This is a genomic window from Acinetobacter sp. YH1901134, from assembly GCF_013416965.1.
GTDB classification, from domain to species: Bacteria; Pseudomonadota; Gammaproteobacteria; order Pseudomonadales; family Moraxellaceae; genus Acinetobacter; species Acinetobacter amyesii.
In genome coordinates this window covers 130,534-154,579 of the sequence record NZ_VPEW01000003.1, presented here as the reverse complement: position 1 = coordinate 154,579, position 24,046 = coordinate 130,534, and the positions used below count along the sequence as shown (strand labels likewise).

26 protein-coding genes and 2 tRNA genes are annotated in these 24,046 nt (G+C 39.1%); 12 read left to right on the top strand and 16 right to left on the bottom strand.

The annotated features are described in order from the left end of the window. Positions 1 to 27: 27 nt before the first annotated feature. Positions 28 to 103, bottom strand: a tRNA-Arg gene (locus tag FTV50_RS02350). Positions 104 to 291: 188 nt separating this feature from the next. Between FTV50_RS02350 and FTV50_RS02345 the strand changes: the two genes are divergently transcribed. From FTV50_RS02345 to FTV50_RS02315, 7 genes are all read left to right on the top strand, one after another. Next, positions 292 to 1,227: an ABC transporter ATP-binding protein gene (locus FTV50_RS02345; RefSeq protein ID WP_180003219.1), complete on the top strand. Its 936-nt coding sequence runs from the start codon at positions 292 to 294 to the stop codon at positions 1,225 to 1,227. Next, the gene (locus FTV50_RS02340; RefSeq protein ID WP_180023368.1) at positions 1,224 to 1,997 is read left to right on the top strand and encodes an ABC transporter permease; all 774 of its coding nucleotides are present in this window, start codon (positions 1,224 to 1,226) and stop codon (positions 1,995 to 1,997) included. Before FTV50_RS02345 ends, FTV50_RS02340 begins: the two co-directional genes overlap by 4 nt. Further along, positions 1,997 to 2,815 (top strand): NADPH-dependent 7-cyano-7-deazaguanine reductase QueF, encoded by an 819-nt coding sequence (queF, locus tag FTV50_RS02335; protein ID WP_078191985.1) that lies wholly within the window; start codon positions 1,997 to 1,999, stop codon positions 2,813 to 2,815. The genes FTV50_RS02340 and queF overlap by 1 nt, the downstream gene beginning before the upstream one ends. 17 nt (positions 2,816 to 2,832) lie before the next feature. Next, positions 2,833 to 3,483 carry a hypothetical protein gene (locus FTV50_RS02330; RefSeq protein ID WP_180023367.1) on the top strand — a complete coding sequence of 217 codons (651 nt, stop codon included), beginning with the start codon at positions 2,833 to 2,835 and terminating at the stop codon, positions 3,481 to 3,483. 788 nt (positions 3,484 to 4,271) lie between these two features. Continuing rightward, positions 4,272 to 5,273 carry a lytic murein transglycosylase B gene (mltB, locus tag FTV50_RS02325; protein ID WP_078191987.1) on the top strand — a complete coding sequence of 334 codons (1,002 nt, stop codon included), beginning with the start codon at positions 4,272 to 4,274 and terminating at the stop codon, positions 5,271 to 5,273. A 286-nt stretch (positions 5,274 to 5,559) separates the two neighbouring features. Next, positions 5,560 to 6,174 carry a septal ring lytic transglycosylase RlpA family protein gene (locus FTV50_RS02320; protein WP_180007647.1) on the top strand — a complete coding sequence of 205 codons (615 nt, stop codon included), beginning with the start codon at positions 5,560 to 5,562 and terminating at the stop codon, positions 6,172 to 6,174. 152 nt (positions 6,175 to 6,326) lie between these two features. Further along, complete coding sequence (locus tag FTV50_RS02315) at positions 6,327 to 6,782, top strand: DUF962 domain-containing protein (protein WP_180023366.1); 456 nt, start codon at positions 6,327 to 6,329, stop codon at positions 6,780 to 6,782. Between the two features lie 253 nt (positions 6,783 to 7,035). Here FTV50_RS02315 and FTV50_RS02310 read toward each other — a convergent pair whose 3' ends face one another. The 3 genes from FTV50_RS02310 to rpsB form a co-directional block, all read right to left on the bottom strand. After that, entirely contained in the window at positions 7,036 to 7,545 is a 510-nt protein-coding gene (locus tag FTV50_RS02310) for a DUF3465 domain-containing protein (protein WP_180023365.1), read from the bottom strand. A 174-nt stretch (positions 7,546 to 7,719) separates the two neighbouring features. Continuing rightward, positions 7,720 to 8,595 carry a translation elongation factor Ts gene (gene tsf / locus FTV50_RS02305; RefSeq protein ID WP_078190313.1) on the bottom strand — a complete coding sequence of 292 codons (876 nt, stop codon included), beginning with the start codon at positions 8,593 to 8,595 and terminating at the stop codon, positions 7,720 to 7,722. Positions 8,596 to 8,737: 142 nt separating this feature from the next. Next, positions 8,738 to 9,484, bottom strand: coding sequence for a 30S ribosomal protein S2 (gene rpsB, locus FTV50_RS02300; RefSeq protein WP_078190314.1), 747 nt, complete (start codon positions 9,482 to 9,484; stop codon positions 8,738 to 8,740). A gap of 207 nt (positions 9,485 to 9,691) precedes the next feature. On the opposite strand from rpsB, the gene map reads away from it, so the two are divergent. Continuing rightward, on the top strand, positions 9,692 to 10,519 hold the full coding sequence (gene map / locus FTV50_RS02295; RefSeq protein ID WP_078191991.1) for a type I methionyl aminopeptidase: 828 nt from the start codon (positions 9,692 to 9,694) through the stop codon (positions 10,517 to 10,519). Positions 10,520 to 10,787: 268 nt separating this feature from the next. Further along, complete coding sequence (locus FTV50_RS02290; protein ID WP_111883988.1) at positions 10,788 to 12,014, top strand: pyridoxal phosphate-dependent aminotransferase; 1,227 nt, start codon at positions 10,788 to 10,790, stop codon at positions 12,012 to 12,014. 103 nt (positions 12,015 to 12,117) lie between these two features. On the opposite strand, the gene FTV50_RS02285 is transcribed toward FTV50_RS02290, so the two are convergent. Continuing rightward, positions 12,118 to 12,810, bottom strand: a complete 693-nt coding sequence (locus FTV50_RS02285; RefSeq protein WP_180023364.1) for a DUF2711 family protein — start codon at positions 12,808 to 12,810, stop codon at positions 12,118 to 12,120. A 536-nt stretch (positions 12,811 to 13,346) separates the two neighbouring features. Here FTV50_RS02285 and FTV50_RS02280 point away from each other — a divergent pair. Continuing rightward, positions 13,347 to 13,781 (top strand): PaaI family thioesterase, encoded by a 435-nt coding sequence (locus FTV50_RS02280; RefSeq protein WP_180023363.1) that lies wholly within the window; start codon positions 13,347 to 13,349, stop codon positions 13,779 to 13,781. 51 nt (positions 13,782 to 13,832) lie between these two features. Here FTV50_RS02280 and FTV50_RS02275 read toward each other — a convergent pair whose 3' ends face one another. Further along, positions 13,833 to 14,291, bottom strand: coding sequence for a hypothetical protein (locus tag FTV50_RS02275; RefSeq protein ID WP_180023362.1), 459 nt, complete (start codon positions 14,289 to 14,291; stop codon positions 13,833 to 13,835). A 251-nt stretch (positions 14,292 to 14,542) separates the two neighbouring features. Between FTV50_RS02275 and FTV50_RS02270 the strand changes: the two genes are divergently transcribed. Continuing rightward, a tRNA-Asn gene (locus tag FTV50_RS02270) sits at positions 14,543 to 14,618 on the top strand. 87 nt (positions 14,619 to 14,705) lie between these two features. Further along, entirely contained in the window at positions 14,706 to 15,779 is a 1,074-nt protein-coding gene (locus FTV50_RS02265; protein WP_180023361.1) for a hypothetical protein, read from the top strand. Positions 15,780 to 15,835: 56 nt separating this feature from the next. Here FTV50_RS02265 and FTV50_RS02260 read toward each other — a convergent pair whose 3' ends face one another. From FTV50_RS02260 to lepA, 10 genes are all read right to left on the bottom strand, one after another. Then, positions 15,836 to 16,660 (bottom strand): DUF4198 domain-containing protein, encoded by an 825-nt coding sequence (locus FTV50_RS02260; RefSeq protein WP_180023360.1) that lies wholly within the window; start codon positions 16,658 to 16,660, stop codon positions 15,836 to 15,838. A gap of 136 nt (positions 16,661 to 16,796) precedes the next feature. Beyond that, positions 16,797 to 17,450 (bottom strand): tRNA-(ms[2]io[6]A)-hydroxylase, encoded by a 654-nt coding sequence (locus FTV50_RS02255; protein ID WP_180023359.1) that lies wholly within the window; start codon positions 17,448 to 17,450, stop codon positions 16,797 to 16,799. Positions 17,451 to 17,466: 16 nt separating this feature from the next. Beyond that, a complete protein-coding gene (gene pdxJ, locus FTV50_RS02250; RefSeq protein WP_180023358.1) occupies positions 17,467 to 18,192 on the bottom strand; it encodes a pyridoxine 5'-phosphate synthase in 726 nt (241 codons plus the stop codon). A 9-nt stretch (positions 18,193 to 18,201) separates the two neighbouring features. Further along, positions 18,202 to 18,918, bottom strand: coding sequence for a DNA repair protein RecO (gene recO / locus FTV50_RS02245; protein ID WP_180023562.1), 717 nt, complete (start codon positions 18,916 to 18,918; stop codon positions 18,202 to 18,204). A gap of 8 nt (positions 18,919 to 18,926) precedes the next feature. Then, on the bottom strand, positions 18,927 to 19,121 hold the full coding sequence (locus FTV50_RS02240) for an NF038104 family lipoprotein (protein WP_180023357.1): 195 nt from the start codon (positions 19,119 to 19,121) through the stop codon (positions 18,927 to 18,929). A 31-nt stretch (positions 19,122 to 19,152) separates the two neighbouring features. Next, on the bottom strand, positions 19,153 to 20,181 hold the full coding sequence (gene era / locus FTV50_RS02235) for a GTPase Era (RefSeq protein ID WP_180023356.1): 1,029 nt from the start codon (positions 20,179 to 20,181) through the stop codon (positions 19,153 to 19,155). Further along, positions 20,181 to 20,879 carry a ribonuclease III gene (rnc, locus tag FTV50_RS02230; protein WP_180023355.1) on the bottom strand — a complete coding sequence of 233 codons (699 nt, stop codon included), beginning with the start codon at positions 20,877 to 20,879 and terminating at the stop codon, positions 20,181 to 20,183. The genes era and rnc overlap by 1 nt, the downstream gene beginning before the upstream one ends. After that, positions 20,851 to 21,219 (bottom strand): DUF4845 domain-containing protein, encoded by a 369-nt coding sequence (locus FTV50_RS02225; protein ID WP_078190327.1) that lies wholly within the window; start codon positions 21,217 to 21,219, stop codon positions 20,851 to 20,853. Before FTV50_RS02225 ends, rnc begins: the two co-directional genes overlap by 29 nt. Before the next feature lie 22 nt (positions 21,220 to 21,241). Continuing rightward, positions 21,242 to 22,069, bottom strand: coding sequence for a signal peptidase I (gene lepB, locus FTV50_RS02220; protein ID WP_180023354.1), 828 nt, complete (start codon positions 22,067 to 22,069; stop codon positions 21,242 to 21,244). Between the two features lie 21 nt (positions 22,070 to 22,090). Beyond that, positions 22,091 to 23,908, bottom strand: a complete 1,818-nt coding sequence (gene lepA / locus FTV50_RS02215) for a translation elongation factor 4 (RefSeq protein ID WP_111883977.1) — start codon at positions 23,906 to 23,908, stop codon at positions 22,091 to 22,093. Positions 23,909 to 24,046 lie beyond the last annotated feature (138 nt).

Here is a 24,046-nt window from a genome sequence, read left to right as displayed (position 1 = left end):
TTTAGTTGGAGAATAAAAACTAAAAAATGGTGCGCTCAGCGGGACTCGAACCCACGCCACAGGCTTCGGAGACCTGTACTCTATCCAGTTGAGCTATGAGCGCTTATTTTGGATTGCGCACATCATAACAAAAAAAACTCTAAGGTAAAGCAACTATATAGATGTTAGGCTTTTTTCTGCTTAAGCTTTATACAACGTTCTATTTATAAAATGCAGAATTCCATACGATTTACTTGGTTTATTTGCCCCGATATCGCACAATACTCACACTATTTATAGAGTGAATTATTTATGACTGATGCACTAACGTTAAAGCAGCTGTCAAAAACCTATAAAAATGGGTTTCAGGCGCTTAAAGGTATTGATTTAACAGTACCCGAAGGTGAATTTTATGCACTGTTAGGTCCCAATGGTGCAGGAAAATCTACCACGATTAGTATTATCAGTTCACTAACCCGTAAAACTTCAGGCACTGTCGAAATTTTTGGGCACAATTTAGATACCCATCCCTCGCATGCAAAGCAGTGTTTGGGCGTTGTACCTCAAGAATTTAACTTTGGTCAATTTGAAAAAACATTTGATATTTTGGTGACTCAAGCTGGTTATTACGGTATTTCTAAAAAGATAGCAGAGAAACGTGCAGAGGAATATTTAGAAAAGCTTGGCCTCTGGGAAAAACGTAGCACCCAAGCACGCATGCTATCGGGCGGTATGAAACGCCGTTTAATGATCGCTCGTGCAATGATGCATGAACCTAAACTGCTGATTTTAGATGAGCCGACTGCTGGTGTTGATATTGAACTACGCCGTTCGATGTGGGATTTCCTCACAGAAATGAACGAAAAAGGTACGTCTATTATTTTAACGACACACTATTTAGAAGAAGCTGAAATGTTGTGCCGTCGAATCGCAATTATTGATCGTGGTGTGATTAAAGAAGACACCAGCATGAAAGGTTTTCTCAGTCAGTTGAATGAAGAAACCTTTATTTTCGATTTAGCCGAACCCATTGAACCGATCCATATAGAAATTATTGGTGTCCGTTTCAACTTAGTAGATCCTATCACCTTAGAAGTCACTATGGATAAAGCCCATACCTTAAATGATTTATTCCAACTCATGGAATCACAAGGTATTCAGGTTCGAAGTATGCGTAATAAATCTAACCGACTAGAAGAACTGTTTGTCCGTATGGTCGAAAAAAATCTTGAAGGTGCAGCACAATGAATTTTAACCAACTGTGTATCGCCCTCTACACCTTAGTGTATAAAGAAATTCGCCGTTTCATGCGTATTTGGCCGCAAACTCTTCTCCCACCGGCGATCACCATGAGTTTGTACTTTGTGATTTTCGGTAATTTAGTCGGTTCACGCATTGGGCAAATGGGTGGTTTTAGCTATATGCAGTTCATCGTGCCCGGCTTAATTATGATGGCGGTCATTACCAACAGCTATGCCAATGTGTCATCCAGTTTCTTTAGTGCAAAATTTCAAAAAAGCATCGAAGAATTAATCATGAGTCCAGTGCCGTTACACATGGTGCTTTGGGGTTATGTGATCGGTGGTGTTTGCCGTGGTGTTTTAGTCGGCTTTATTGTCACTGTGATGAGCCTATTTTTTACAGAATTACACCTGACCAATATCTTCGTAACTATATATACAGTTCTCATTACTTCGCTGCTGTTTTCTCTTGGCGGATTTATTAATGCTGTTTATGCAAAATCTTTTGACGACATTTCGATTATCCCGACTTTCGTCCTGACTCCGCTGACTTATTTAGGCGGTGTTTTCTATGCCATCTCATCACTGAGTCCTTTTTGGCAAAATCTCTCTTTAATCAACCCTGTCGTGTATATGGTCAATGCATTCCGCTACGGTATTTTAGGTCATAGCGATGTGAATGTCGGCATTTCACTGACAGTAATTACTGCATGTTGCGTTGTACTTTATGGCGTGGCGTATCATTTACTTTCTCGTGGTTCAGGAATGCGTGAATAATGAGTGTAGAACAATCCCTTTTAGGCAAAGACACCAATTACCCAACAGAATATCAACCTGATATTCTGTTTCCGATTGCACGTGCCACTGCACGTGAACAATATGCCCATGTGGAAGGCATCCGCCAAGGTACAGACTGGTGGCATGTTTTTGAAATTTCTTGGTTAAATGCTTCTGGTGTGCCTCAAGTCGCTATTGGCCGTTTAACTTTGCCTGCAAGTTCAGACAACCTCATCGAATCCAAATCTTTAAAGCTCTACTTTAATAGTATGAACTTTACCAAATTTGATTCTCAGGCAGCGTTTAAAGCAACCGTTGAAAAAGACTTATCTGCTGCAGCCAATGCCGCTGTGACTATTGATCTATTTCATGTTGATGAAGTTGAAATTTCAAAACCGCAAGGCATCTGTATTGATGACTTAGAACCCACCCAGTTAGAAAATCATCCAAATGCAGCTTTACTCGCTTTAGATGAAGATGCAGCGCAAGAAGAAGTTGAAATTCAACTTTATTCACATTTATTAAGAAGTAACTGTCCAGTCACGGGTCAACCTGATTGGGGAACGGTATTTATACGGTATAAAGGTACTAAGCCTTGTTATCGTAGTATTCTGGCTTATATTATTTCTTACCGTCAGCATAATGGTTTCCACGAACAATGTGTGGAGCAAATGTTTGCCGATATTTGGCAACATTTAAAACCAAGTCAGCTGATGGTATATGCTGCCTATACACGCCGTGGTGGATTGGATATCAACCCTTGTCGTGTATCGGATTTAACATGGATGCCTCGCCCCATTCGATTGGCGCGACAATAAAAAAATTGAGGTTAGTGATGCCATTTTTTGGTTTTATTCCTTCTGAGGAACTTCTAAGCAGTATTCAAACTGGTCACGCGAAAAAAAATTCGAGTGAACCCCTTTATCCTTTACGTGATAAAACAGCTTTGCTGATTAATGAAGAAATCATTGGTGCAACTATATTAGCTCCTGTTCATCTGTTTCCTGCAAGCGACAAGCGCGACACAGCAGAAAAACTGGCAGGCTATGTCAAATCAACAGTCGCTGTATTGTTAAAGCAGCTATTGGGTAAATCTCCGAATGATGTGGTGAAACAATCCATTGAATTTTCAGAACGAAGTTTATTTCAGGACACAGCCGGCGCTCATCGTGTAGGTCTGAGCTTAGATGCTGGACTAGTCACTAACCTTAAGAACAGTTATGCCGAAATTAAATCGGGTGTAGATATCAATAAAGCTGCTTTTGGTGAACTGTATAAACAGTTTGCTGAAGCTGCAGTGCGTCATTTTATGAATGACTTTAATAAAACACTCGATTTAGGCATGATTAAACGTAAAGCAGCCGATATCGGTTCTTCTGCTGTGATTAAAGCTATTCATATTGCAATTGATAAGATCTTCCCAAATTTAACCAAAGAAGAGCTAAGTGCCCTTGCAGAAGCACATGATGCGATGTTTAACAAATAAATCTCGCTTTTCGTCAAAACCTAGCTTTGGCTAGGTTTTTTTATGGCTAAACGCATAAAATCGAATCCCGATACAATGACTATATAGTCATGCAAACACAGTTCTAGAATTAAACAGATTCTTATTAAAAGAAAGACAGTACATTGATATCCACAATTTTTAAAAATCTACAAAGAACAGGAAGAACCTGAATATAGATCATATTTTAATGTGAGCCGTCATTTTGGCTTAAATTTCAATGCGTCCATTTTAATATTCAATCTCTTTCTTTTTTATCATTCAGTCTATATTTCTACTATATATAGCGACGTTTTCAACAGCATTGAAGCGCTGGCGAACAAAAACTATGTAATGAATAAACCACTGCTTGCATATGGGTGTTTTAGACCGGTACCTTTTTAATCCTGTCCCTTTATTTTTAGATATAACATTGCAACTTTTGTAGCTTCTAAACAGTATTTCGCAACGCGATAAAGTTTACTCGTTCAGCGTTTTTATGACGCATGAGTTTTAGAGTCATCTTTATTTCAAATGATTTGTGAATATTTGCAAGTTATGTAAATGAATATGTCACTTTTCAATATGTTAACTGCGAAAAAACCCTTTGCTTTGTCTTTTTTTGTATATCTATTTATGAAAGCATGCGCTGTCAGTGGTATCTTAGTTGCTATTGGTAACGTTTACCTTTAATGAGCTATGAAACCAGAAGGTCATCACAATTTTCAGGATCTTTTCCCCTCGAAATTTTGTTCATACTCATCGCTAAAGCAACTGGAAATTTTTTATTTATGCTAAATCGAAATTTTTATAAAAAACTATCACATATTGCCATTATGGCCGGTTCAATTTCACTGACCAGTTTTTGTCAGGCTAACGACTTCCAATCTCATCCGGCATATGCAAGCTTTAAACAAAATGCAATGCAAACCTATGGTCTGAGTGAAAATCAAATTGATTGGGCAATGCAAGGCAGTAAAAACCTACCCAACATTATTAGCATTATGAATAGACCTGGTGAATCAAAGCCTTGGTACCAATACAAAACCAATTTTTTAGCTGAAAGTACAATTCAACGTGGCGTTCGCTTCAAAAATCAATATGCCGACACTTTAAATCGTGCAGAACAACAATTTGGTGTGCCTCAATCCGTGATTTTAGGCATTTTGGGTGTTGAAACAGGCTACGGCAGCAATAAAGGTAATTTTATTACCCGTGATGCTTTGGCGACCCTTGGTTTTGGCTATGAACGCCGTGCGCAATATTTCCAAGATGAACTTGCTGCACTGATTGCTTGGTCATATAAAGATGGTGTTCCAACCAACTCTGTCGTCGGTTCATATGCAGGTGCTGTGGGTTATCCTCAATTTATGCCAAGTAACATTCCAAAATTTGGTGTGGACTACGATGGCAATGGTCATGTTGACCTGCGTAATTCGGCTGTCGATGCCATTGGTTCAATTGCAAATTATCTAGCAAATTATGGTTGGCAGCGTAATCAACCGATTGCTTTTGCTGCTCGCTATAGCGGAAACAACCCAGATGCTATTATTGCAAAGGATTTAAACCAGCCAACACCCTATGGTGTACTCAAGGCTCAAGGTGTAACCCCTATGAATCCATTGGTAAAAATCGATGATCTCGATTTAGTCAATGTCATCCAATTGCAAGATAGTTATGGACCAATTTATTACATCACTTATCCAAATTTTCAGGTCATTACAACCTATAACAAAAGCCGTATGTATGCGACTGCACTATGGCTTTTAGGCACTGAAGTTACCAGTCGATAAGACTGGTTTTTTCTTATAGAGCAAAAAAGTCAACAAATATTTTCATTAAAATGAGCATTTATTCGACATTTTACACACCTTGTTACATTATTGATTATTTTTTAACCAACTATTGTTAATTTTTTAGACATTTTCAAAGTATTTTAATTAAACACTAGACAGCCTATTGATGGCATGAATATTATCCATCTCGTTAAATGTAGTTGCAAAAGTGAAATATCAGACGTGTTTACATGGATATCAGCGACTTAGTTGAACCAGTAAATATGCCATTGGGAGATAAACAATGCAGTCATCAATTATTAAATATGCCTTAGCGCTTGCCACGGCAGTTGCGCTAAGTCAGTCACAAGCTGAGATGGTTCAGTCATCATCATTCAATCATGATAATGACAACTCGCGTCTTGCAGCTCGTGTATTGAATAAAGAAGCTCAAAGCTTCAATTCAAACTTTACGAATTTAAGTAGCCTTTCAATCACTGAGCGTTCTGGCGATAAAATTCGTCGTCAAACAATCGCTGCTAAAATCGAAATTCCTGAAGATGAGCCTTCAGTGATTGAAAAGTTAAATACTGTTGCATCGAATACTGTTCGTAAGTTCACTCAAACAGGTACTGCTTCTTGGTACGGTCGTCAATTCCACGGTCGTAAAACAGCAAGCGGTGAAACGTTTGACATGAACGCACTTACAGCAGCACATCGTAGCCTGCCACTTAATTGCTTTATTCGTGTTACGAATCGCAATAATGGTAAAAGCGTCGTGGTGAAAGTAAATGACCGTGGTCCATTCCATGGCAACCGTGTTCTTGATTTATCTTATGGTGCTGCTAAGCAATTGGGTATTACCAGTGCGGGTACTGCAAATGTGAGCATTGAACGCGTAGACGGTCCAAATTCTTAATTCTCCAATGAAGTGACTGCATTTAACAGACCACGCCTAGCGTGGTTTTTTATTTGAAACCTCTTAGTCTTTCAAATCATCAGTAATCCTGATTTTGACCCTTCCTCCATTCTTGTTTATATTGGAGTCCTTCCCCATGATTAAGGACTATCATGAAAACAATCAACGAATGGTTTGATGAATACAGCGAAAGTCATCAAAATAAAACCAATAAAATGATTCACTGGATTTGCGTACCCACGATTTATTTTTCAATCGTTGGCATATTGGCGCATTTTAGCGCGCTACTTACTGCTGTCTTACTTGCTTTAGCATTTATCTTTTACGCACGTTTAGACATTGTCCTTGCTGTTGCAATGGCCGCGTTAACATTAATCATGGCATGGCTAATTTGGGTGTTACCAGTTGGATATGGCTTTTATATCGCGCTCTTTATATTCGCATGGATTGGTCAATTTTATGGCCATAAAATTGAAGGTAAAAAGCCCTCTTTTTTCAAAGATCTCCAATTCCTCCTCATTGGCCCTATTTGGTGTTTAGATACATTTGCAGGAAAAGTACTTGGTAATTGGAAAACACGCTATAAATCGCAAATAAAGAGCATTTAGAGCACGATTAATTTCATAGATCTCTTTTTCACTTCTTCCACATCGGTTTTCTTTATATTCGATGCTTAAAACCCTATTATTTATAGGTGTATTTATCTCTGGTATTTCCAATCATTTTTTCTATTTATACGACCAAAAAGCCAGTGTTTAAACACTGGCTTTTACTCAATATGGTTAATCCAATTTTATGTTGATAGCTTCATCTAAATCATGATCATTTAAATGACTAAAGTTAAAAATGACTACGTGATTTTTATTGATAGGTTTTACCTTGATGCTTTAACCAACCATCCTGATGACGTCCATTCGGATCGTGATGTGTCCAGTGCATCACTCCACCCTTATCTGAATATTCGTATTCACCATAAAATTGAACTGTATCGCCTTTTTGCAAATCATCAATTCGTGGGGCTAGATCGATATTATGTGCGACCAAAAGCGTTTGACCATTATTTAAGGTCAAAATGAACTTTTGATGGCGACTACCTTCATTATCATCTCGAAGTACCGCTTTCACTCGACCTGTACCCTCAACCTGAACATTACTGAGTTTATTTTTAAATGCATGCACAATAACATCTTCAGCACTCTGCCCTTTTTGTTGAGCATCTGCAGGTTGTACTGATTCTATTTGTGGCTGTGCGTTTTGTTCCGCTGTCGTCTGAACTGGTGCAGATTTTTGTTGTTGTAAATCGATTCCGAAATAAGCGGCTGTAAGCGCAACAATAATTCCGCCGATGGTTAAGTTTGTTTTGTTTGCCATAACTAAGTTTAAATCTAAATTTTTAACTCATTATAGTCATTAATATGGATATAAATAGAATTTATAAACAAGAATGTACACGTCACAAAGTCAAAATTACTTTGAACTATGCAAAGCTACAGCCATAAAAAAAGCCCTCAAAAACGAGGGCTTTTTTCTACAAATAATCAGAGATTATTTTGCAGCAGCTTGAGCAGCAGCAACTTCTTCAGCGAAAGAAAGTTCAGCTTTTTTCTCAATACCTTCACCAACTTCGAAACGTACGAAGTTAGCAACAGTAGTACCAGTTGCTTTAAGAACTTCTGCAACTTTCTTATCGTTGTCGATAACGTACATTTGGTTCTCAAGAACAACTTCGTTCAAGTATTTCTGAACTGAACCAGTTACCATTTTTTCAACGATGTTTGCTGGTTTACCAGATTCAATTGCTTTCGCTTCAGCAATTTCTTTTTCTTTAGCGATAAGTTCAGCAGAAACGCCAGCTTCGTTTACAGCAACTGGGTTGAATGCAGCGATGTGCATAGCTAAACCTTTACCAGTTTCAGCATCACCAGCGTATGCAACTACAACACCGATTTTTAAACCGTGTTTGTAAACTGCAAGGTTGTCGCCTTCAACGATTTGAGCACGACGTACTTGGATGTTTTCACCGATTTTTTGAACAAGCGCGATACGAGCTTCTTCAACAGTAGCACCATCTTCAAGTTTCAATTCAGCAATTTGAGCAACGTCAGTTACACCAGCAGCAAGCGCAGCAGCAGCAACTTTAGCAGAGAAACCAGCAAAGTTTTCGTCTTTAGCAACGAAGTCAGTTTGACAGTTAACTTCTACAAGGATTGCTTTGTTGCCTTCTTGAGCGATAGTGATCGCGCCGTCAGCAGCAATGTTACCTGCTTTTTTAGCAGCTTTAGCTTGACCAGATTTACGAAGGTTGTCGATCGCTAATTCGATGTCACCGCCCGCTTCTGTTAATGCTTTTTTACATTCCATCATTGCAAGACCAGTACGATCGCGCAATTCTTTAACCATGCTTGCTGTAACTGCAGTCATGTTAATCTCCTAAATACGGTAGAAAATGAATTCTTTTTTAGAACAGAAACGGCCCAGAGCTGTCTCTTGGGCCGTCTGCATACATGACGCTTACTTTGCCACCATCACGTGTCGCAAAAATGACAAGCTTACGTCAAACGCATTAAGCCTCAGAAGCAGGAGCTTCTTCGCCTTTAGCTTGTGCATTTGCTTGTGATTGAGCATATTCTTTACCAGCAAGAATCGCATCAGCCATAGCAGAAGCGTAAAGAGTAACTGCACGGATCGCATCGTCGTTACCAGGAATAACGTAGTCTACGTTGTCTGGGTTAGAGTTTGTATCAACGATACCGATAACAGGAATACCAAGGTTTTTAGCTTCTTTAATTGCAATTGCTTCGTGATCAACATCGATTACGAATAATGCGTCAGGTAAACCACCCATGTTTTTAACGCCGCCAAGAGCGCGTTCAAGTTTTTCCATCTCACGAGTACGTTCTAAAGCTTCACGTTTAGTAAGTTTAGCGAAAGTACCGTCAGTAGATTGAGTTTGAAGGTCTTTTAGACGGTTGATTGACTGGCGAAGAGTTTTCCAGTTAGTCAACATACCACCCAACCAGCGGTGATCAACATATGGTTGACCTGCACGTTGAGCTTGTTCACGAATGATTGCAGAAGCTGCACGTTTTGTACCAACGAACAAAACTTTGTTCTTTTTGCTAGCCAAGTTGTTAGCAAAGTTCAAAGCATCATTTAACGCAGGAACAGTGTGCTCAAGGTTGATGATGTGAATTTTGTTGCGCGCGCCGAAGATGTATTCGCGCATTTTTGGATTCCAAAAACGTGTTTGGTGACCGAAGTGTGCGCCTGCTTGAAGAAGGTCGCGCATGCTTACGTTGTAATCTGCCATTTTCTTTACCTTAAAGTTTGGGTTAGGCCTCCATATACCCGCATTCTCCACCTAAAAAGGCACCCAGAGAAATGTGTCGATATATGTGCGGATTTTATTGCCCCATCGCACAAAGCTCGTGAAAGATATTCACGAAAAAGCATTTGATAAAATGGGCGGCTATTTATACCATAGTCACATACAAATTTCCAAAAGTTTTTAGAGATCATGAACAGTACTTACGAAGCTCCACGTCGATTAATTAAAACGCCTGACGAAATTGAAAAAATGCGCGTCGCGGGTCGACTGGCGGCAGAAGTTTTGGATATGATCAAACCGCATATTGTTCCAGGTGTGACTACCCTAGAACTTGATACGATTTGTCATGACTATATTGTCAATAAACAAGAAGCTATTCCTGCATGTTTAGGTTATGGCGCTGCGCCGGGTCGTCCAGCATTTCAGCACGTTATCTGCACTTCAGTGAACCATGTGGTGTGTCACGGTATTCCATCTGAAAGCAAAAAATTAAAAAAAGGTGACATCTTAAACATCGATGTCACTGTGATCAAAGATGGTTACCATGGTGATACCAACATGATGTATATCGTAGGTGGTGAAACATCTATTTTAGCGAACCGTTTATGCAAAGTTGCCCAAGAAGCCATGTACCGTGGTATGGCGGTGGTAAAACCAGGCGCAACCATGGGTGATATCGGCCATGCTATTCAACAATATGTTGAATCAGAACGTTTTGGTGTTGTACGTGAATATTGTGGTCATGGTATTGGTACCGTTTTCCATGACGAACCACAAGTTTTACACTACGGCCAACCAAATACAGGCATGATCTTAGAAGAAGGCATGACATTCACGATTGAACCAATGGTGAATGGTGGCGACTGGAAAACCAAACTTCTTGGCGATAAATGGACTGTCGTGACTAAAGATCATAGCTTGTCTGCACAGTACGAACACACGCTACTTGTAACAAAAAATGGTGTAGAAGTGCTAACTGCTCGCCCTGAAGAAGATTTATCGCGTTTTGTTCAATAAGCAAAGTATTTGAAGTATAAAATTTAATTAAAAAGGTCACACATATTGTGGCCTTTTTTATGCCTTTTTTTATCCGTGACTTTAAGATTTTTCCATAAAATTTGATTAAAAATTTAAGTAACTCAATGTAAATTTTCTTAATTATAAGGTTAGGATGGAATATCACACTTTTTTGCACATTGTTGATTTTGCCACTCCCCATTACTGTACATTTAAGCTAAGATAGTGTGCTTTTTATTTTTTAATCCCTATAAGAAGGAATACTGCCGTGGACGTACGTCTGTCTGATCGTGTAAATAGCATCAAACCGTCCCCTACACTTGCTGTTACTAACAAAGCTGCTGAATTGAAAGCTGCTGGTAAAAACGTAATTGGTTTAGGCGCAGGTGAACCGGATTTCGATACCCCACAACACATCAAAGATGCTGCAATTGCTGCTATCAACAATGGCTTCACTAAATATACAGCTGTTGACGGTACTCCAGGTCTTAAAAAAGCAATTATTGCTAAATTAAAACGCGACAATAACCTTGATTACGCTGCAAACCAAATCTTGGTTTCTTGTGGTGGTAAACAATCTTTCTTTAACTTGGCACTTGCTTTGTTAAACAAAGGTGACGAAGTAATTATCCCTGCTCCTTACTGGGTAAGCTACCCAGACATGGTGATCATTGCTGAAGGTACTCCTGTAATCGTGAAATGTGGTGAAGACCAACGTTTCAAAATTACGCCTGCTCAATTAGAAGCTGCAATCACTGACAAAACTCGTTTAGTGGTTCTAAACAGCCCTTCTAACCCAACAGGTATGATCTATACTAAAGAAGAATTGCTTGCTTTAGCTGACGTACTACGTAAATACCCAGAAGTTTTAGTTGCTTCTGATGATATGTACGAACCAATCCGTTGGGACGACGAATTCTACAACATCGCAACAGTTGCACCAGACCTTTACGACCGTGTAATCGTTCTTAACGGTGTATCTAAAGCTTATGCAATGACTGGCTGGCGTATTGGCTACGCAGCGGGCCCTGCTAAACTGATCGGTGCGATGAAAAAAATCCAATCTCAATCAACTTCAAACCCAACTTCTATTTCACAAGTTGCTGCTGAAGCTGCATTGAATGGCCCTCAAGACGTTCTTGAGCCAATGATTGAAGCATTCAAACGCCGTCACGACCTAGTTGTGAAAGGCTTGAACGACATCAACGGTATTACTTGCCTTCCTGCTGACGGTGCATTCTATGCATACGCAAACATCCGTCCTTTAATTCGTGCCAAAGGTTTAAAATCTTGCACAGAATTTTCTGCATGGTTGTTGGAAGAAACTGGTGTTGCCGTAGTTCCTGGTGATGCGTTCGGTCTTGGTGGCTACATGCGTATTTCTTATGCAACTGCAGACGAAGTGCTTGTTGATGCGCTTGCACGTATCAAGAAAGCTGCTGACTCAATCGAAGGCGTTGACGCTGCGATTGCTTCCATTGCTGCTGAAAAATAATCTGCTTTTAAAAAGCTAGATTTAAAAAACCCGCGAATATCGCGGGTTTTTTATGGTTTACATTTCACGGCTTAATATTGTGATGATTTAAAAGCCTCATCGTTTAAATCTCATGCAGTCCCCAATAGACTTCAGTTTTAGGAGTACAGAAGAATCCTTCAAAGGGGTGAATTTCTAGAATCTGATCAATGATTTTTTTTGAAGAACATAAAAAAGTACAGTGACTGTCCCAATGTGTGGCAAATAGAAGCTGATAATCTTCAGTGTAATTACATACATCAAGCAGATCATTTGCGATCAAATAATCAATCTGCATTTTTTTCGGTTGATTTATCCCATGCTCATCAACCGTCAGCAAAAAGTCATAGCCGATTTTTTTCAATGCATATAAAAGCGGATTTTCTAAAAATGGCGAAATAAGCCCATCATCACATGGATTAATAATTTCACTCTGCTTGTATAAATCAAGAACCTGCTTTTCCCACATTTTATTTTCATATTGTTGTTTAATTCCGCCAATCATCGTCCTTAATGCAACATCAATTTGAGAGACATTCTCCAGCTCAGACAAATTTAAAATTTCATGCCATGCAATTGGATAACAGCCTTTGATAAACTCATTTTTTTCAGGCCACGTTTCAACATTATAACGTTCCAGTTCCAATGTGACTGCTTTATAAAAGGGATGCAAAATGATATACACCGATTCAAAAACGCCCTGATAATATTCTAAAATCTTTCCATCATAAGGATAAGAGGCGTAAATTTCAGGAGTTAATACATTATTTTCTTTCATGATTTATATCTTCTAATTTTCATGTTTTTCAGAATACCCTTTCCCTGCCGAAGACCAAACCACCAAGTCAATTCCGGCGAAGACAATTACTTCGGGTAAAATAATATGCCAACTCAAAGGCACACCGATAAACCACATTCTGCCGATAATGGCTAAATACAGCACAGACAATTGAACACTTCTCCGTCACACAGTCTATCTACTTCACTAAGGTATATACAACTTGAGGCTAAATCGCCAAAGAGCATCGATAGAATGATATCTTTGGGCTATTCGAAGCTTTGACAAAATAAATCAAAAGCATAAAAGGAATTTCCAGCACAAAATTGGCTAAACAACTTGTCATTTGACAACTTTGATAAAACCTATCTCTCTTATAGCAACGAATAGCTCTATCTATCATCGTACTACACATATAAGTCTTACCAAATCGACTCTTCATTTCATTCTCTTTAATTGACGCATCTGCTGTTTTTTGTTTTATTAATAATCAAGTTCCAAAAAGGAACTGAAAATTTAGTAAAAGGAAAAGCACAATGAACCCAAAAGAAATGACTGGACTGCAACTTCTACAAGCCATGTGTGCAGGGAAAATTCCTCCTGCAAGTATTAGCGAAATTATTCCTATGCAGCCTTATGAAGTATCTGAGGGCAGTATTAGCTTTAAGGCTAAAGCAGATGCACGACACTTAAATCCGCTTGGCGGCGTGCATGGTGGCTTTGCTGCTACGGTACTCGACTCGGTGACAGGTTGTGCCATTCACACGTTATTAGAGGCTAGTGTGGGTTATGGCACCATCGACTTAAATATTAAAATGTGTCGTCCGATCCCAAAGAATGTTGAACTTACAGCGATAGGAACAGTCATTAATATCAGTAAAAATTTAGGGATTTCTGAAGGGAAAATTATTGATGACAATGGCAAACTTTATGCACATGCAACTGCAACTTGCATGATTATACGTCCTTAATATTTTTATTTTTCTGCTCGCAATTCAATGCGAGCAGATGATGATTCAAACTTAAATTGCTGAATGTAAGGCGCGAATTAATTGGCCTTCGCTTAGATCAATGCGATTACTGCCCTTTTGAAAGCAGTAATATTTTAAAGCACTATCTAACTCAACACGAAGTTCTCGTTGTTCTGAAATAGACCATACTTTAGAACGATTTGAGCCTGATAACGCATTACCGGCCAATTGGTATAAATACAAATCTTGCTTGCGTTGCAAAGGCACACGACGGCCATCATCTTGATGTTCAAAACGTAAATGACATGGCGTGTTGATCAACCATTTTTCACTAAACCACAGTTGTAATAAATCACCCAATGCCAAGTCACGTCGACCCAAAGGCCAAACGTCAACGTACGCACCTTCCACAGGTGTTTGATATTGCTCTTGATTACTAATAATGGAAAGATAGTTTTCTTGGTAAAAAGAAAAGTTTGAAAAAATCTGAGAAATAGTCAGCGTATTCATTCGCTTTCTCCTGTTTAGCCATTTTAGTGCTGGCAAGTTGGGTTTAAATCCACACTGTTTAAACATATGTTTAAACGCTCTGTTGTTGCATTCAGACTATCAATTGAATTTTTTCTTTGCAAGCCTAAGATTCATTTTTTCTAAAAAATCCTTCTTTTTGTTCAAATAAAAAACATCTATCACGTATTTCTCCTCATATTGGTATTTTTAGCTTGACCCTCCTCAAAATCTGCTTATAATCGCATTCAGATTCTCCAATAGCTCAGTCGGTAGAGCGACGGACTGTTAATCCGCAGGTCCCTGGTTCGAGCCCAGGTTGGAGAGCCAAATTCTAAAGCCCATTTATTTAAATGGGCTTTTTTAATGCCTATGATTTACATATAATCTATAAGTCATTGTCATTAAAATAAAAAAATGTTCATTCAAGTTGATGCTGAATCAAATAAAACTGCCTTAAAACACTATCTCACTGCATTCATTTTTCTTTTAATTTTTATCAGCCCATTTGCAATTTATTTGGTGAGCTGCACACCCGAAAGTGAAATTGAGCAACATTTCAAAACGCCACCCAATTTATATAATAGTGAAACCAACACCCTTCTTGACAGCAGCCTACAATGGTTGATTCCACCTCAGCAGATTCAAAATCACAATACTATTCCGGAAATATCTGAATCTGTATTGAACGAGATGACAGAAGGACAATATTGGGCGAGCACACCGATTACACTGCAAAACCAATCTGATCAACTGTATGTTCATATTGATTTTGCAGGTCAGCAACAAACACGAAAAGATCTTGAAATTTCAGTACTTCCGTTATGCATTGTTAACGAGAAAGAAACGCCATGTATGAAAGCTGGGTTAAATGCAAGTGGACAACTTTTTAACATCTCAACTCAAAAAAATACGCAATATCGCACATTGGAGACCAATAAATCCTGGATGTTTTATGGCCATGAATTCCAAGAAAATTATATTATCCCACCACAAGCCACTCTCAAATTTTTAGTTAAAGCCAACACCCCTGAACACTTAACCCTTCAATGGCTTAGGCTAAGCATCAGTACTAGCCCCATTGTTGAGAAACAGCAAAATTTTATGCTCATGACGCAAAACAGTATGAAAATAAAATATGCACTTGCTCTATTACCACTCTTCATTTTAGCTTTGATGCACATTTTTCAAGGGTTTGAAAGCCTGCGTAATTTATCTATCGGCGCACTTGCAGCACTTTTATTTGCTATCAACACCATCATTTGGGATATCCACTATATGGTCATTGGTTGCCTGATTTTATGTTTTGCAAGTATCTGTTATTGTTTTGAGAGCCGATATTATCGATTGCTCTATTTAACGGGTTATTTACTGATTGCAGGCTATTCGCAGCAATATTATGGTGGTTTTAATAAACACTTTTTCACTCAAACCAGTTTAATTTTATTGATAGGTTTATCGATGTTTTATCTTGAACCTAAAGATAGCTAAATCATTTTCATAAAAAAGCTCTGCAAATCGCAGAGCTTTTTCTCATTTAACTACCCTTAGATTACATTAAAGCTCAAAGTATATTTATATCGTTTTAATGCGTCTCCCTTCATTTCAAAAGGCTGCTGATAGTCAATTTTCAGTAAATACTGACCACGATCTGATAGGCTAAAATTCAAGTTTCCTTCTTGATCAGTTTTAAGCGTTTTATAAACTTTTCCCTCACGGCTGTAATCCGTTGTTTGCTGCAAAATTTCAATCTGCAAACCCGCAACCGTTTTTTTCTGATCTAGCACTTTCAGTTGTACTGACTCATTTTGCATAATGGCATTCGGATGGGTTCTAAATTGCACATCAAAACCATCATGCAAATGATTCACTACATTTGTAGACGTTACACGGCGCGATATAAAAGTTTCGATGATTTCTTGGGTTTGAATACTTTTGATTTGCGACTTTTTAGTCAACTCGGCTGTATAAATGACATTTGCATTCGCAGTTTTTTGAGGATCACGTACACCATTGATTAACGCTTTCCACTGCTTTTGATCATAAGCAAAACGCGCTGTACTTCCCTGTTTTTCACCACGAATACGATACGTGCCATCCTGCTTATTTTCTAAACTATAACTGCTGACCGTTTGCGTTTTTACCCAATCGGCATCTGTTAAATGCAGCTTATCACCTGATGGTGTATGTACATGGAAATTAAAGTTTTTAATGGCTATTTCAGAAACAAACGGATTGTCATAAAAACCAGAAAGAATGGCACTATGATTATTAAATGTTTGATAGTTTAATGGCGCCACATAAGGATAATGCGCTTGAGCCTGACCAACCACACACAAAGCGATACAGAGTAAAGTGAATTGTAATTTCATATTAAATAAGTGAGCTTAAATTGTTTGATTCATAGAGATCGTTTCATTTTAGATTCACTCAAGCATGTTGTAAATAATTCTTATTATCATTTATTTTAAGTGCATAAAAAATCCCCCATTCTGGAGGATTATTTTATCAAGCGGCTTTGACTGGCACACCACTATGAAAGCGGAATAAATCATCTGGGCTGCTAATCAAATTTTTTTCAACTTCACGAATATGCTCAATACGCATCTGAATATCTTCTTTCGGGTTCTTTAGCTTATTGGTCGTCGCCACATCCATGGCCAATGCTAAATAGTCCTCATAATGGCGTGATTCAGACTTTAGCAAATAGCGGTAGTAACGCCCCAACTCTTCATCCACATGTGGTGCAAGCGCATAGAAACGCTCACATGACCGTGCTTCAACGAATGCGCCAATCACCAAGATATCAATTAACGCTTCTGGCTCATAAGTCCGTACTTCTTTGCGTAGACCACCCGCATACCGACCAGCACTGATTGCAGTCCATTCCTGACCACGTTTTGCCATCAGTTCCAGCACTTGCTCATAGTGCAGCATTTCTTCACGTACTAGCTGTGCCAGTTTGATTTGTAAATCCGAGAAAAAACTATAACGAAACATCAAATTCATTGCTGTACTTGCTGCTTTCTTTTCACAATTGGCATGATCCTGCATCAGGATATTCAAATTATTTAACGCTTCATCTAGCCATGCTTTTGGTGTTTCACACCCTAAGAAGCCAATGACTGGCTTCATTAGGGCATCGTAATCAATATTTGACATATACTTTACTTAAAAATTAACGTGCAGATTTAATCGCAGCTTTCATTTGTTTTACAGACTGTGCCAATCCAATAAACACTGCATCAGCAATAATCGAGTGACCAATATTCAATTCATGAATTTGAGCAATGCGCGCAATCGGAGTGACATTGTCAAGATTTAAGCCATGACCAGCATTCACAATCAAACCTTTAGATGCGGCATATTCAGCACCTTGAATAATACGTTCCAGCTCTACCTTCTGCGCTTCAGGTGTTTCAGCATCTGCATATGCACCTGTATGCAACTCAATCGTAGGCGCACCACAGGCAATCGCTGCATCAATTTGAGCAAAGTCAGCATCAATAAATAATGAAACTTCGCAACCAATCGCCGCGAGTGCTTGAGTCGCGTTTTTCACATCTTCAAAATGCCCAACCACATCTAGACCGCCTTCAGTCGTGACTTCTTCACGCTTTTCAGGAACAAAGCATACATGATGCGGCTGAATCTCTTTGGCAAATTCAACCATTTCATTGGTTACTGCCATTTCAAGGTTCATATGGGTTTTTAATACAGAACGCATACGACGTACATCATCATCTTTAATATGGCGACGATCTTCACGTAAATGCAGCGTAATCCCTTCCGCCCCCGCTTGCTCACAAATAATTGCGGCATTCACAGGATCTGGATAAGTTGTCCCACGTGCATTTCGTAGTGTTGCCACATGGTCAATATTTACACCAAGCAAAGCTGCCATAATTCTTTCCTAATGACGTTGAGTTTGAGAATTCTGTATCCACAATTGACGACTTTTTAATGGACGATCGCCAAGCAAGGAAGTAATCATTTGTCGGTACAACTTAGACAGTAATTGTAACTGTTCAGAATTAAATTCCCCACCTTTTTCATAATCACACATACTTAAAATATGTTGACCTGACAATGTTGCGCGTGAGGCTTTAATGACAGGTTGAAAACCTTCGTTTAAATGAAATTGATAATTTTCATGAGGCTGAATTTGCTGTTGATTTGCATCAGTTGAAAAATCCAACGCAAAACCCAACTCTTCAAGCAGCACATGCTCAAATTGTCTAAGGATTTGCCGTAAGAATAGATCAGGGTTGGCCTGGACAGACATGCATTGAAGTTGTTCCAAGGTGTGTGCATATTGAGCAAATGTCTCATGCATCTCAACCTCTAACGGACATAGCCTCAATAAGACTTCATTTAGATAAAATCCTGAAAAAAAAGCATCACCAAAAAAGAAAATCGGTTGATTGACAATTTCAAGTTTACTGAAATTTTTAAGCTCAGACTTGCCGGATGCTTGCAAGCAAATCGGTTGATACTGGGGAGGTGGCGTTTGCCTGAGAATACCATCAATTCGACCATGCTCCTGAGTAAACAAGTGCACAATATGACTTTTTTCACGATATTTACGATGGTGAATTAAATAACCATGCAGTATCTCATTACGCATGATTTGAAATATTAATCCTTGTCTTTCTTTTTCTTGTCGTCTTCATCTTCATCCCCATCTGGAATGACTGCACCCACAACTGCAGCAGTACCTTTAACCACGCCTTTTGTGGTTTTATAAGCCACTTTGACAGGAACAGTAACGATTTTATGAATACACCCTTGTAGAAACAAAACACATGCCACTACAGCTAATACTTTTATCATTACTCTTCCCTCAAAGTTTGTTATTTAACGATTAGATATCGCTATAACCCAAGCTTTTCAACGCACGCTCATCATCAGACCAACCACCTTTGACTTTCACCCAAAGTGTCAGCATGATTTTTTGCTCGAACATTTTTTCCATATCCACACGTGCATCCATACCGATTTTCTTCAGTTTGGCACCCTTCTCACCAATAACAATGGCTTTTTGGCCAGAGCGATCGACAAAAATCGTCGCATCAATATAGGTACACGCCGCTTTAGGACGACCAGTTTTTGGATTAACTGTTGCTTCTTCTGTTTTAAACGACTCAATTTGAACCGTTAAATCATAAGGAAGCTCTTCACCCAATTGACGCATGATTTTTTCACGAATAATTTCAGAGGCAAGGAAGCGCTCTGAACGATCCGTTAATTGCTCAAGTGAATACAGTGGTGGTTGGAATGGTAAATATTTCTCAATCGTGCTGCGCAAATGATCTAAATTTGCACCACGTAATGCTGATACAGGAACAATTTCTGCAAAATTCATTAATTTTGCACGCTCTTGTATCAATGGTAATGCATGGTTTTTATTCTCTAGTGTATCAATTTTATTGATCACAAGAATCACTGGCATATCGGCATTTTTTAGCTTTTCTAACACTAAATCATCATTCTGTGTCCATTTGTCTGCATCAATCACAAACAAAACTAAGTTCACATCACGAAGTGCAGAATGTGCCGCACGGTTCATCATTTTATTGATGGCACGGACTTCTTTTTTGTGCATCCCCGGGGTATCTACGAATACCGCTTGAGATTTTTCGCGTGAGTCAATACCCACAATTTTATGACGTGTGGTCTGTGGTTTACGAGAGGTAATGGAAAGTTTTTGCCCCAAAATATGGTTCATCAACGTTGATTTACCCACGTTTGGACGACCAACAATCGCCACAAACCCACTTTTAAAATCGGCTGGAATTTCAGTGCCTTGTGCACTAAAAAACTCACTAATTAAATCGTTACTGTCGCCTTGCGACTCGTGATCAGCATCTACGTGATCGGAATGAGTAGTCATTAAGACTTTTTCTCCAAAATTTCTAAGATTTCTGCCGCTACTGCCTGTTCAGCAAAGCGACGGCTTGAACCTTCACCGTATTTAACAGGGAGCCCTTCGACTGTACATTCAACTTTAAAATGTTGGTTCGGAGCATCACCCTGAATATCTACAACCTCGTAAACCGGGAGAGGTTTTTTACGTGCTTGTAAATACTCTTGCAAACGTGATTTAGGGTCTTTCAGTTGATCGGTCGGTTCAATATGATCTAAATATGGTACATACCATTTAAGAACAATCGGTTCCAGAGTTTTTAAATCCTGACAATCGACATAGATTGCACCAATGATCGATTCAACGGTATCCGCAAGTATAGACTCGCGATGATGACCGCCAGATTTCAACTCACCTGTACTCAAGATTAATTCTTGACTGAGTTTTAAGTCATTGGCAATTTTTCCTAGGGCCTCCTGACGAACCAGTGTCGCACGCATACGCGTTAGACGCCCTTCATTTTCATGCGGGTAGGCATGGTATAGATAATTAGCAATTATCATACCCAACAATGAATCGCCCAGATATTCTAGGCGTTCATAATTGTATTTATGGCTCACCGATCGGTGGGTCAAGGCCAGTTGTAACAATTCAGGTTGTTTAAACTGATAACCGATACGACTTGCTAAACGAGCTTCATTTAGCTTGGACTGAGCTTTGATCAAAACTTTTCTCGAACTTCAACACAATATCAATATTCAATAAGAAAGGTTTTCTTATTTCATAATTTTTTTCCACGCGTAAACCATTATCATTGTTTACTTGTGCAATATCTGAAAATTTAATATCAATCATATTCATATTAAATCGTTTATCCATTTCCTTTACAAATCCAGCTGGACTAATATTCTTAGGAGCACTAACAAGTTGCTCACGGATCTGACTATTAATCATCCGATCCTCAAAATATGGCCCCCATACTGCAATTGCAACCTTCGCCATAAATGCAAAACCAACTACAGCTAACATTATAGCTAAATAAGACGTTCCCCGTTGATGTCTCATTTTATATTCCTATTTTTATAGACTAATCAATACTGCCATTACGACTAAATGAAGGCAGTTTTAAACCAGGTTCCTTATGCATCCACTTGTAAAAAGCACGTCCAGTGAGGTTTTCTTCAGGCACAAAGCCCCAAAAACGACTGTCCGCACTTTGATCACGATTATCCCCCATCGCGAAATAGTGACCTTCAGGAACCTTAACTTCCCAATATAAACCATTTTCTGTTGAATATTTACCATTTTCAACATAGTTGATAAATGGCGCTTGGCGCGCAACATTGACACCTTCAAGCTCGCGCATAGTAAACGTATGCTTACCCATAGTTTCTTTATGATAAATCGATGTAGGTGTGTCGAGTTGATCTTTTTCACGGCTAAATTCAACTGGAACTTTTGCCACTTTCTGACCATTCACACTCAGTTGACCATGATCATAAACAATATGATCCCCTGGCAAACCGACCACACGTTTAATATAGCTAATGGTTGGTTGTGGTGGATAACGGAATACAATGACATCACCACGCTCAGGTTCACCAACATCAATAATTTTTTTATTAATAATAGGTAATCGTACGCCATACTGATATTTATTCACCACAATAAAATCACCTGTTTCTAAAGTTGGAACCATAGAGTCAGATGGAATATTAAATGGCTCATATAAGAATGAACGCATCACCAAGACTATCGCTAGAATCGGCCAGAAGTCATAAGCCCATGCGATAACGACATTTTCATTCCCTTTACCTTTGGTCTGCCGTTGCTTCCAGACAAACTTATCCAACAGCCAAATTAAGAAAAAAATGACTGTGGCAGGAACAAGGATCAAATTAAAGTCAAAATCCATGAGCTCATAAACCTCTATTTATTATCTTTCTACTTTCAATACAGCAAGGAACGCTTCTTGTGGGATTTCGACGCTGCCCACTTGTTTCATACGTTTCTTACCTTCTTTTTGTTTCGCAAGAAGTTTCTTCTTACGCGACACGTCACCACCATAACATTTAGCCAAAACGTTTTTACGCATCGCTTTTACAGTTGAACGTGCAATGATTTGTGCACCAATCGCTGCTTGAATAGCCACATCGAACATTTGACGTGGAATTAAATCTTTCATTTTTTCCACAAGTGCAATACCACGATGGCGTGCATCTTGTCGGTGGCAAATCATGGCCAAGGCATCAACCTTTTCACCGTTGATTAACACATCCACCTTAACTAGAGATGAACTCTCAAAACGCACAAAGTTATAGTCTAACGATGCAAAACCGCGTGAACATGATTTCAATTTATCAAAGAAATCCATCACTACTTCAGCCATTGGAATTTCAAACGTAATGGCCACTTGGTTCGCCATAAACTTCATATTCTTTTGAACGCCGCGACGTTCAACACATAAAGTCATCACATTACCCAAGTACTCTTGTGGTACCAAGATATGACATTCAGCAATTGGCTCACGTAAGTCTTCAACTGTTGAACCATCAGGCATTTTAGAAGGACTGTCGATATAAATGGTTTGACCATTTTTCATCACCGCTTCATAAATTACGGTTGGTGCTGAAGAAATCAGGTCCAGATCATACTCACGTTCTAAACGTTCTTGTACAATTTCCATGTGCAGCATACCCAAGAAGCCACAACGGAAGCCAAAACCAAGTGCATCTGAACTTTCAGGTTCAAAGAATAATGCGGAGTCATTAATTTGCAGTTTGTGCAGCGCCTCACGGAACGGTTCAAATTCACTTGAATCGATTGGGAATAAACCTGCATAGACCTGTGGTTTGACTTTTTTGAAACCCGGTAAGCTTTCAACTTCTGGTGTAGTTGCCAAGGTAATCGTATCACCAACTGGAGCACCAAAAATATCTTTAATACCCGCGATCACGAAACCAACTTCACCTGCTTCGAGCATGTCAGTTTCTGTATGTTTCGGATTAAAAATACCTACTGAGGTGATGATGTGCGTTTGACCAGTTGATTTCATCAACATTTTATCGCCTTTACGCACACGACCTTCTTTAATACGAACTAAAGAAACCACGCCCAAATAGTTGTCGAACCAAGAGTCAACAATTAAGGCTTGTAATGGTGCATTACGATCGCCTTCGGGTGCAGGAATGACATTGACTAGTGTTTCAAGCACCCCTTCAATGCCTAGACCGGTTTTAGCTGAACACGTCGGTGCTTCAGTCGCTTCGATGCCAATAATGTCTTCAATTTCTTGAATCACACGTTCTGGCTCTGCTTGCGGCAAATCGATTTTATTTAAAACAGGTAGGACTTCTAAGCCTTGTTCAATTGCTGTATAGCAGTTAGCAACAGACTGGGCTTCTACACCTTGTGCAGCATCGACAACCAACAGTGCACCTTCACACGCAGCCAATGAACGTGAAACTTCATAAGAAAAGTCAACGTGCCCAGGTGTGTCAATGAAGTTGAGTTGGTATTCTTCACCGTTAGGATGAGTGTAATACAAAGTCACAGACGTAGCTTTAATCGTGATACCACGCTCACGTTCTAATTCCATAGAATCTAGAACCTGTGCCTGCATTTCACGATCTTGCAGGCCACCACAAGTTTGAATAAATCGGTCGGCAAGCGTCGACTTACCATGGTCGATATGCGCAATGATCGAGAAGTTACGAATGTTTTTTATATCAACAGATTTTTTAGCTTGCGCCATGGGCTACCTTGGAAAAATAAAAGCGCTATGCATGCAATTCTTTATGCATAGCAAAAGCCGAATAGAAATTGCCGAGGATTATAGCAGATGGATTTTTCAAAGTATCGAAAATAATGCATTGCTTTTATGCTAACCACT

Bases quoted from the DNA above. Each gene is read 5' to 3' on its own strand.
- FTV50_RS02260 (WP_180023360.1), bottom strand. From the start codon at position 16,660: ATGAAATTACAATTCACTTTACTCTGTATCGCTTTGTGTGTGGTTGGT.
- FTV50_RS02330 (WP_180023367.1), top strand. From the start codon at position 2,833: ATGCCATTTTTTGGTTTTATTCCTTCTGAGGAACTTCTAAGCAGTATT.
- rpsB (WP_078190314.1), bottom strand. From the start codon at position 9,484: ATGGCAGATTACAACGTAAGCATGCGCGACCTTCTTCAAGCAGGCGCA.
- lepA (WP_111883977.1), bottom strand. From the start codon at position 23,908: ATGGCGCAAGCTAAAAAATCTGTTGATATAAAAAACATTCGTAACTTC.
- FTV50_RS02320 (WP_180007647.1), top strand. From the start codon at position 5,560: ATGCAGTCATCAATTATTAAATATGCCTTAGCGCTTGCCACGGCAGTT.
- era (WP_180023356.1), bottom strand. From the start codon at position 20,181: ATGACTACTCATTCCGATCACGTAGATGCTGATCACGAGTCGCAAGGC.
- mltB (WP_078191987.1), top strand. From the start codon at position 4,272: ATGCTAAATCGAAATTTTTATAAAAAACTATCACATATTGCCATTATG.
- FTV50_RS02265 (WP_180023361.1), top strand. From the start codon at position 14,706: ATGTTCATTCAAGTTGATGCTGAATCAAATAAAACTGCCTTAAAACAC.
- FTV50_RS02240 (WP_180023357.1), bottom strand. From the start codon at position 19,121: ATGATAAAAGTATTAGCTGTAGTGGCATGTGTTTTGTTTCTACAAGGG.
- FTV50_RS02315 (WP_180023366.1), top strand. From the start codon at position 6,327: ATGAAAACAATCAACGAATGGTTTGATGAATACAGCGAAAGTCATCAA.
- tsf (WP_078190313.1), bottom strand. From the start codon at position 8,595: ATGACTGCAGTTACAGCAAGCATGGTTAAAGAATTGCGCGATCGTACT.
- FTV50_RS02225 (WP_078190327.1), bottom strand. From the start codon at position 21,219: ATGAGACATCAACGGGGAACGTCTTATTTAGCTATAATGTTAGCTGTA.
- FTV50_RS02285 (WP_180023364.1), bottom strand. From the start codon at position 12,810: ATGAAAGAAAATAATGTATTAACTCCTGAAATTTACGCCTCTTATCCT.
- FTV50_RS02345 (WP_180003219.1), top strand. From the start codon at position 292: ATGACTGATGCACTAACGTTAAAGCAGCTGTCAAAAACCTATAAAAAT.
- FTV50_RS02255 (WP_180023359.1), bottom strand. From the start codon at position 17,450: ATGTCAAATATTGATTACGATGCCCTAATGAAGCCAGTCATTGGCTTC.
- FTV50_RS02280 (WP_180023363.1), top strand. From the start codon at position 13,347: ATGAACCCAAAAGAAATGACTGGACTGCAACTTCTACAAGCCATGTGT.
- lepB (WP_180023354.1), bottom strand. From the start codon at position 22,069: ATGGATTTTGACTTTAATTTGATCCTTGTTCCTGCCACAGTCATTTTT.
- FTV50_RS02340 (WP_180023368.1), top strand. From the start codon at position 1,224: ATGAATTTTAACCAACTGTGTATCGCCCTCTACACCTTAGTGTATAAA.
- map (WP_078191991.1), top strand. From the start codon at position 9,692: ATGAACAGTACTTACGAAGCTCCACGTCGATTAATTAAAACGCCTGAC.
- FTV50_RS02275 (WP_180023362.1), bottom strand. From the start codon at position 14,291: ATGAATACGCTGACTATTTCTCAGATTTTTTCAAACTTTTCTTTTTAC.
- queF (WP_078191985.1), top strand. From the start codon at position 1,997: ATGAGTGTAGAACAATCCCTTTTAGGCAAAGACACCAATTACCCAACA.
- FTV50_RS02310 (WP_180023365.1), bottom strand. From the start codon at position 7,545: ATGGCAAACAAAACAAACTTAACCATCGGCGGAATTATTGTTGCGCTT.
- pdxJ (WP_180023358.1), bottom strand. From the start codon at position 18,192: ATGGCAGCTTTGCTTGGTGTAAATATTGACCATGTGGCAACACTACGA.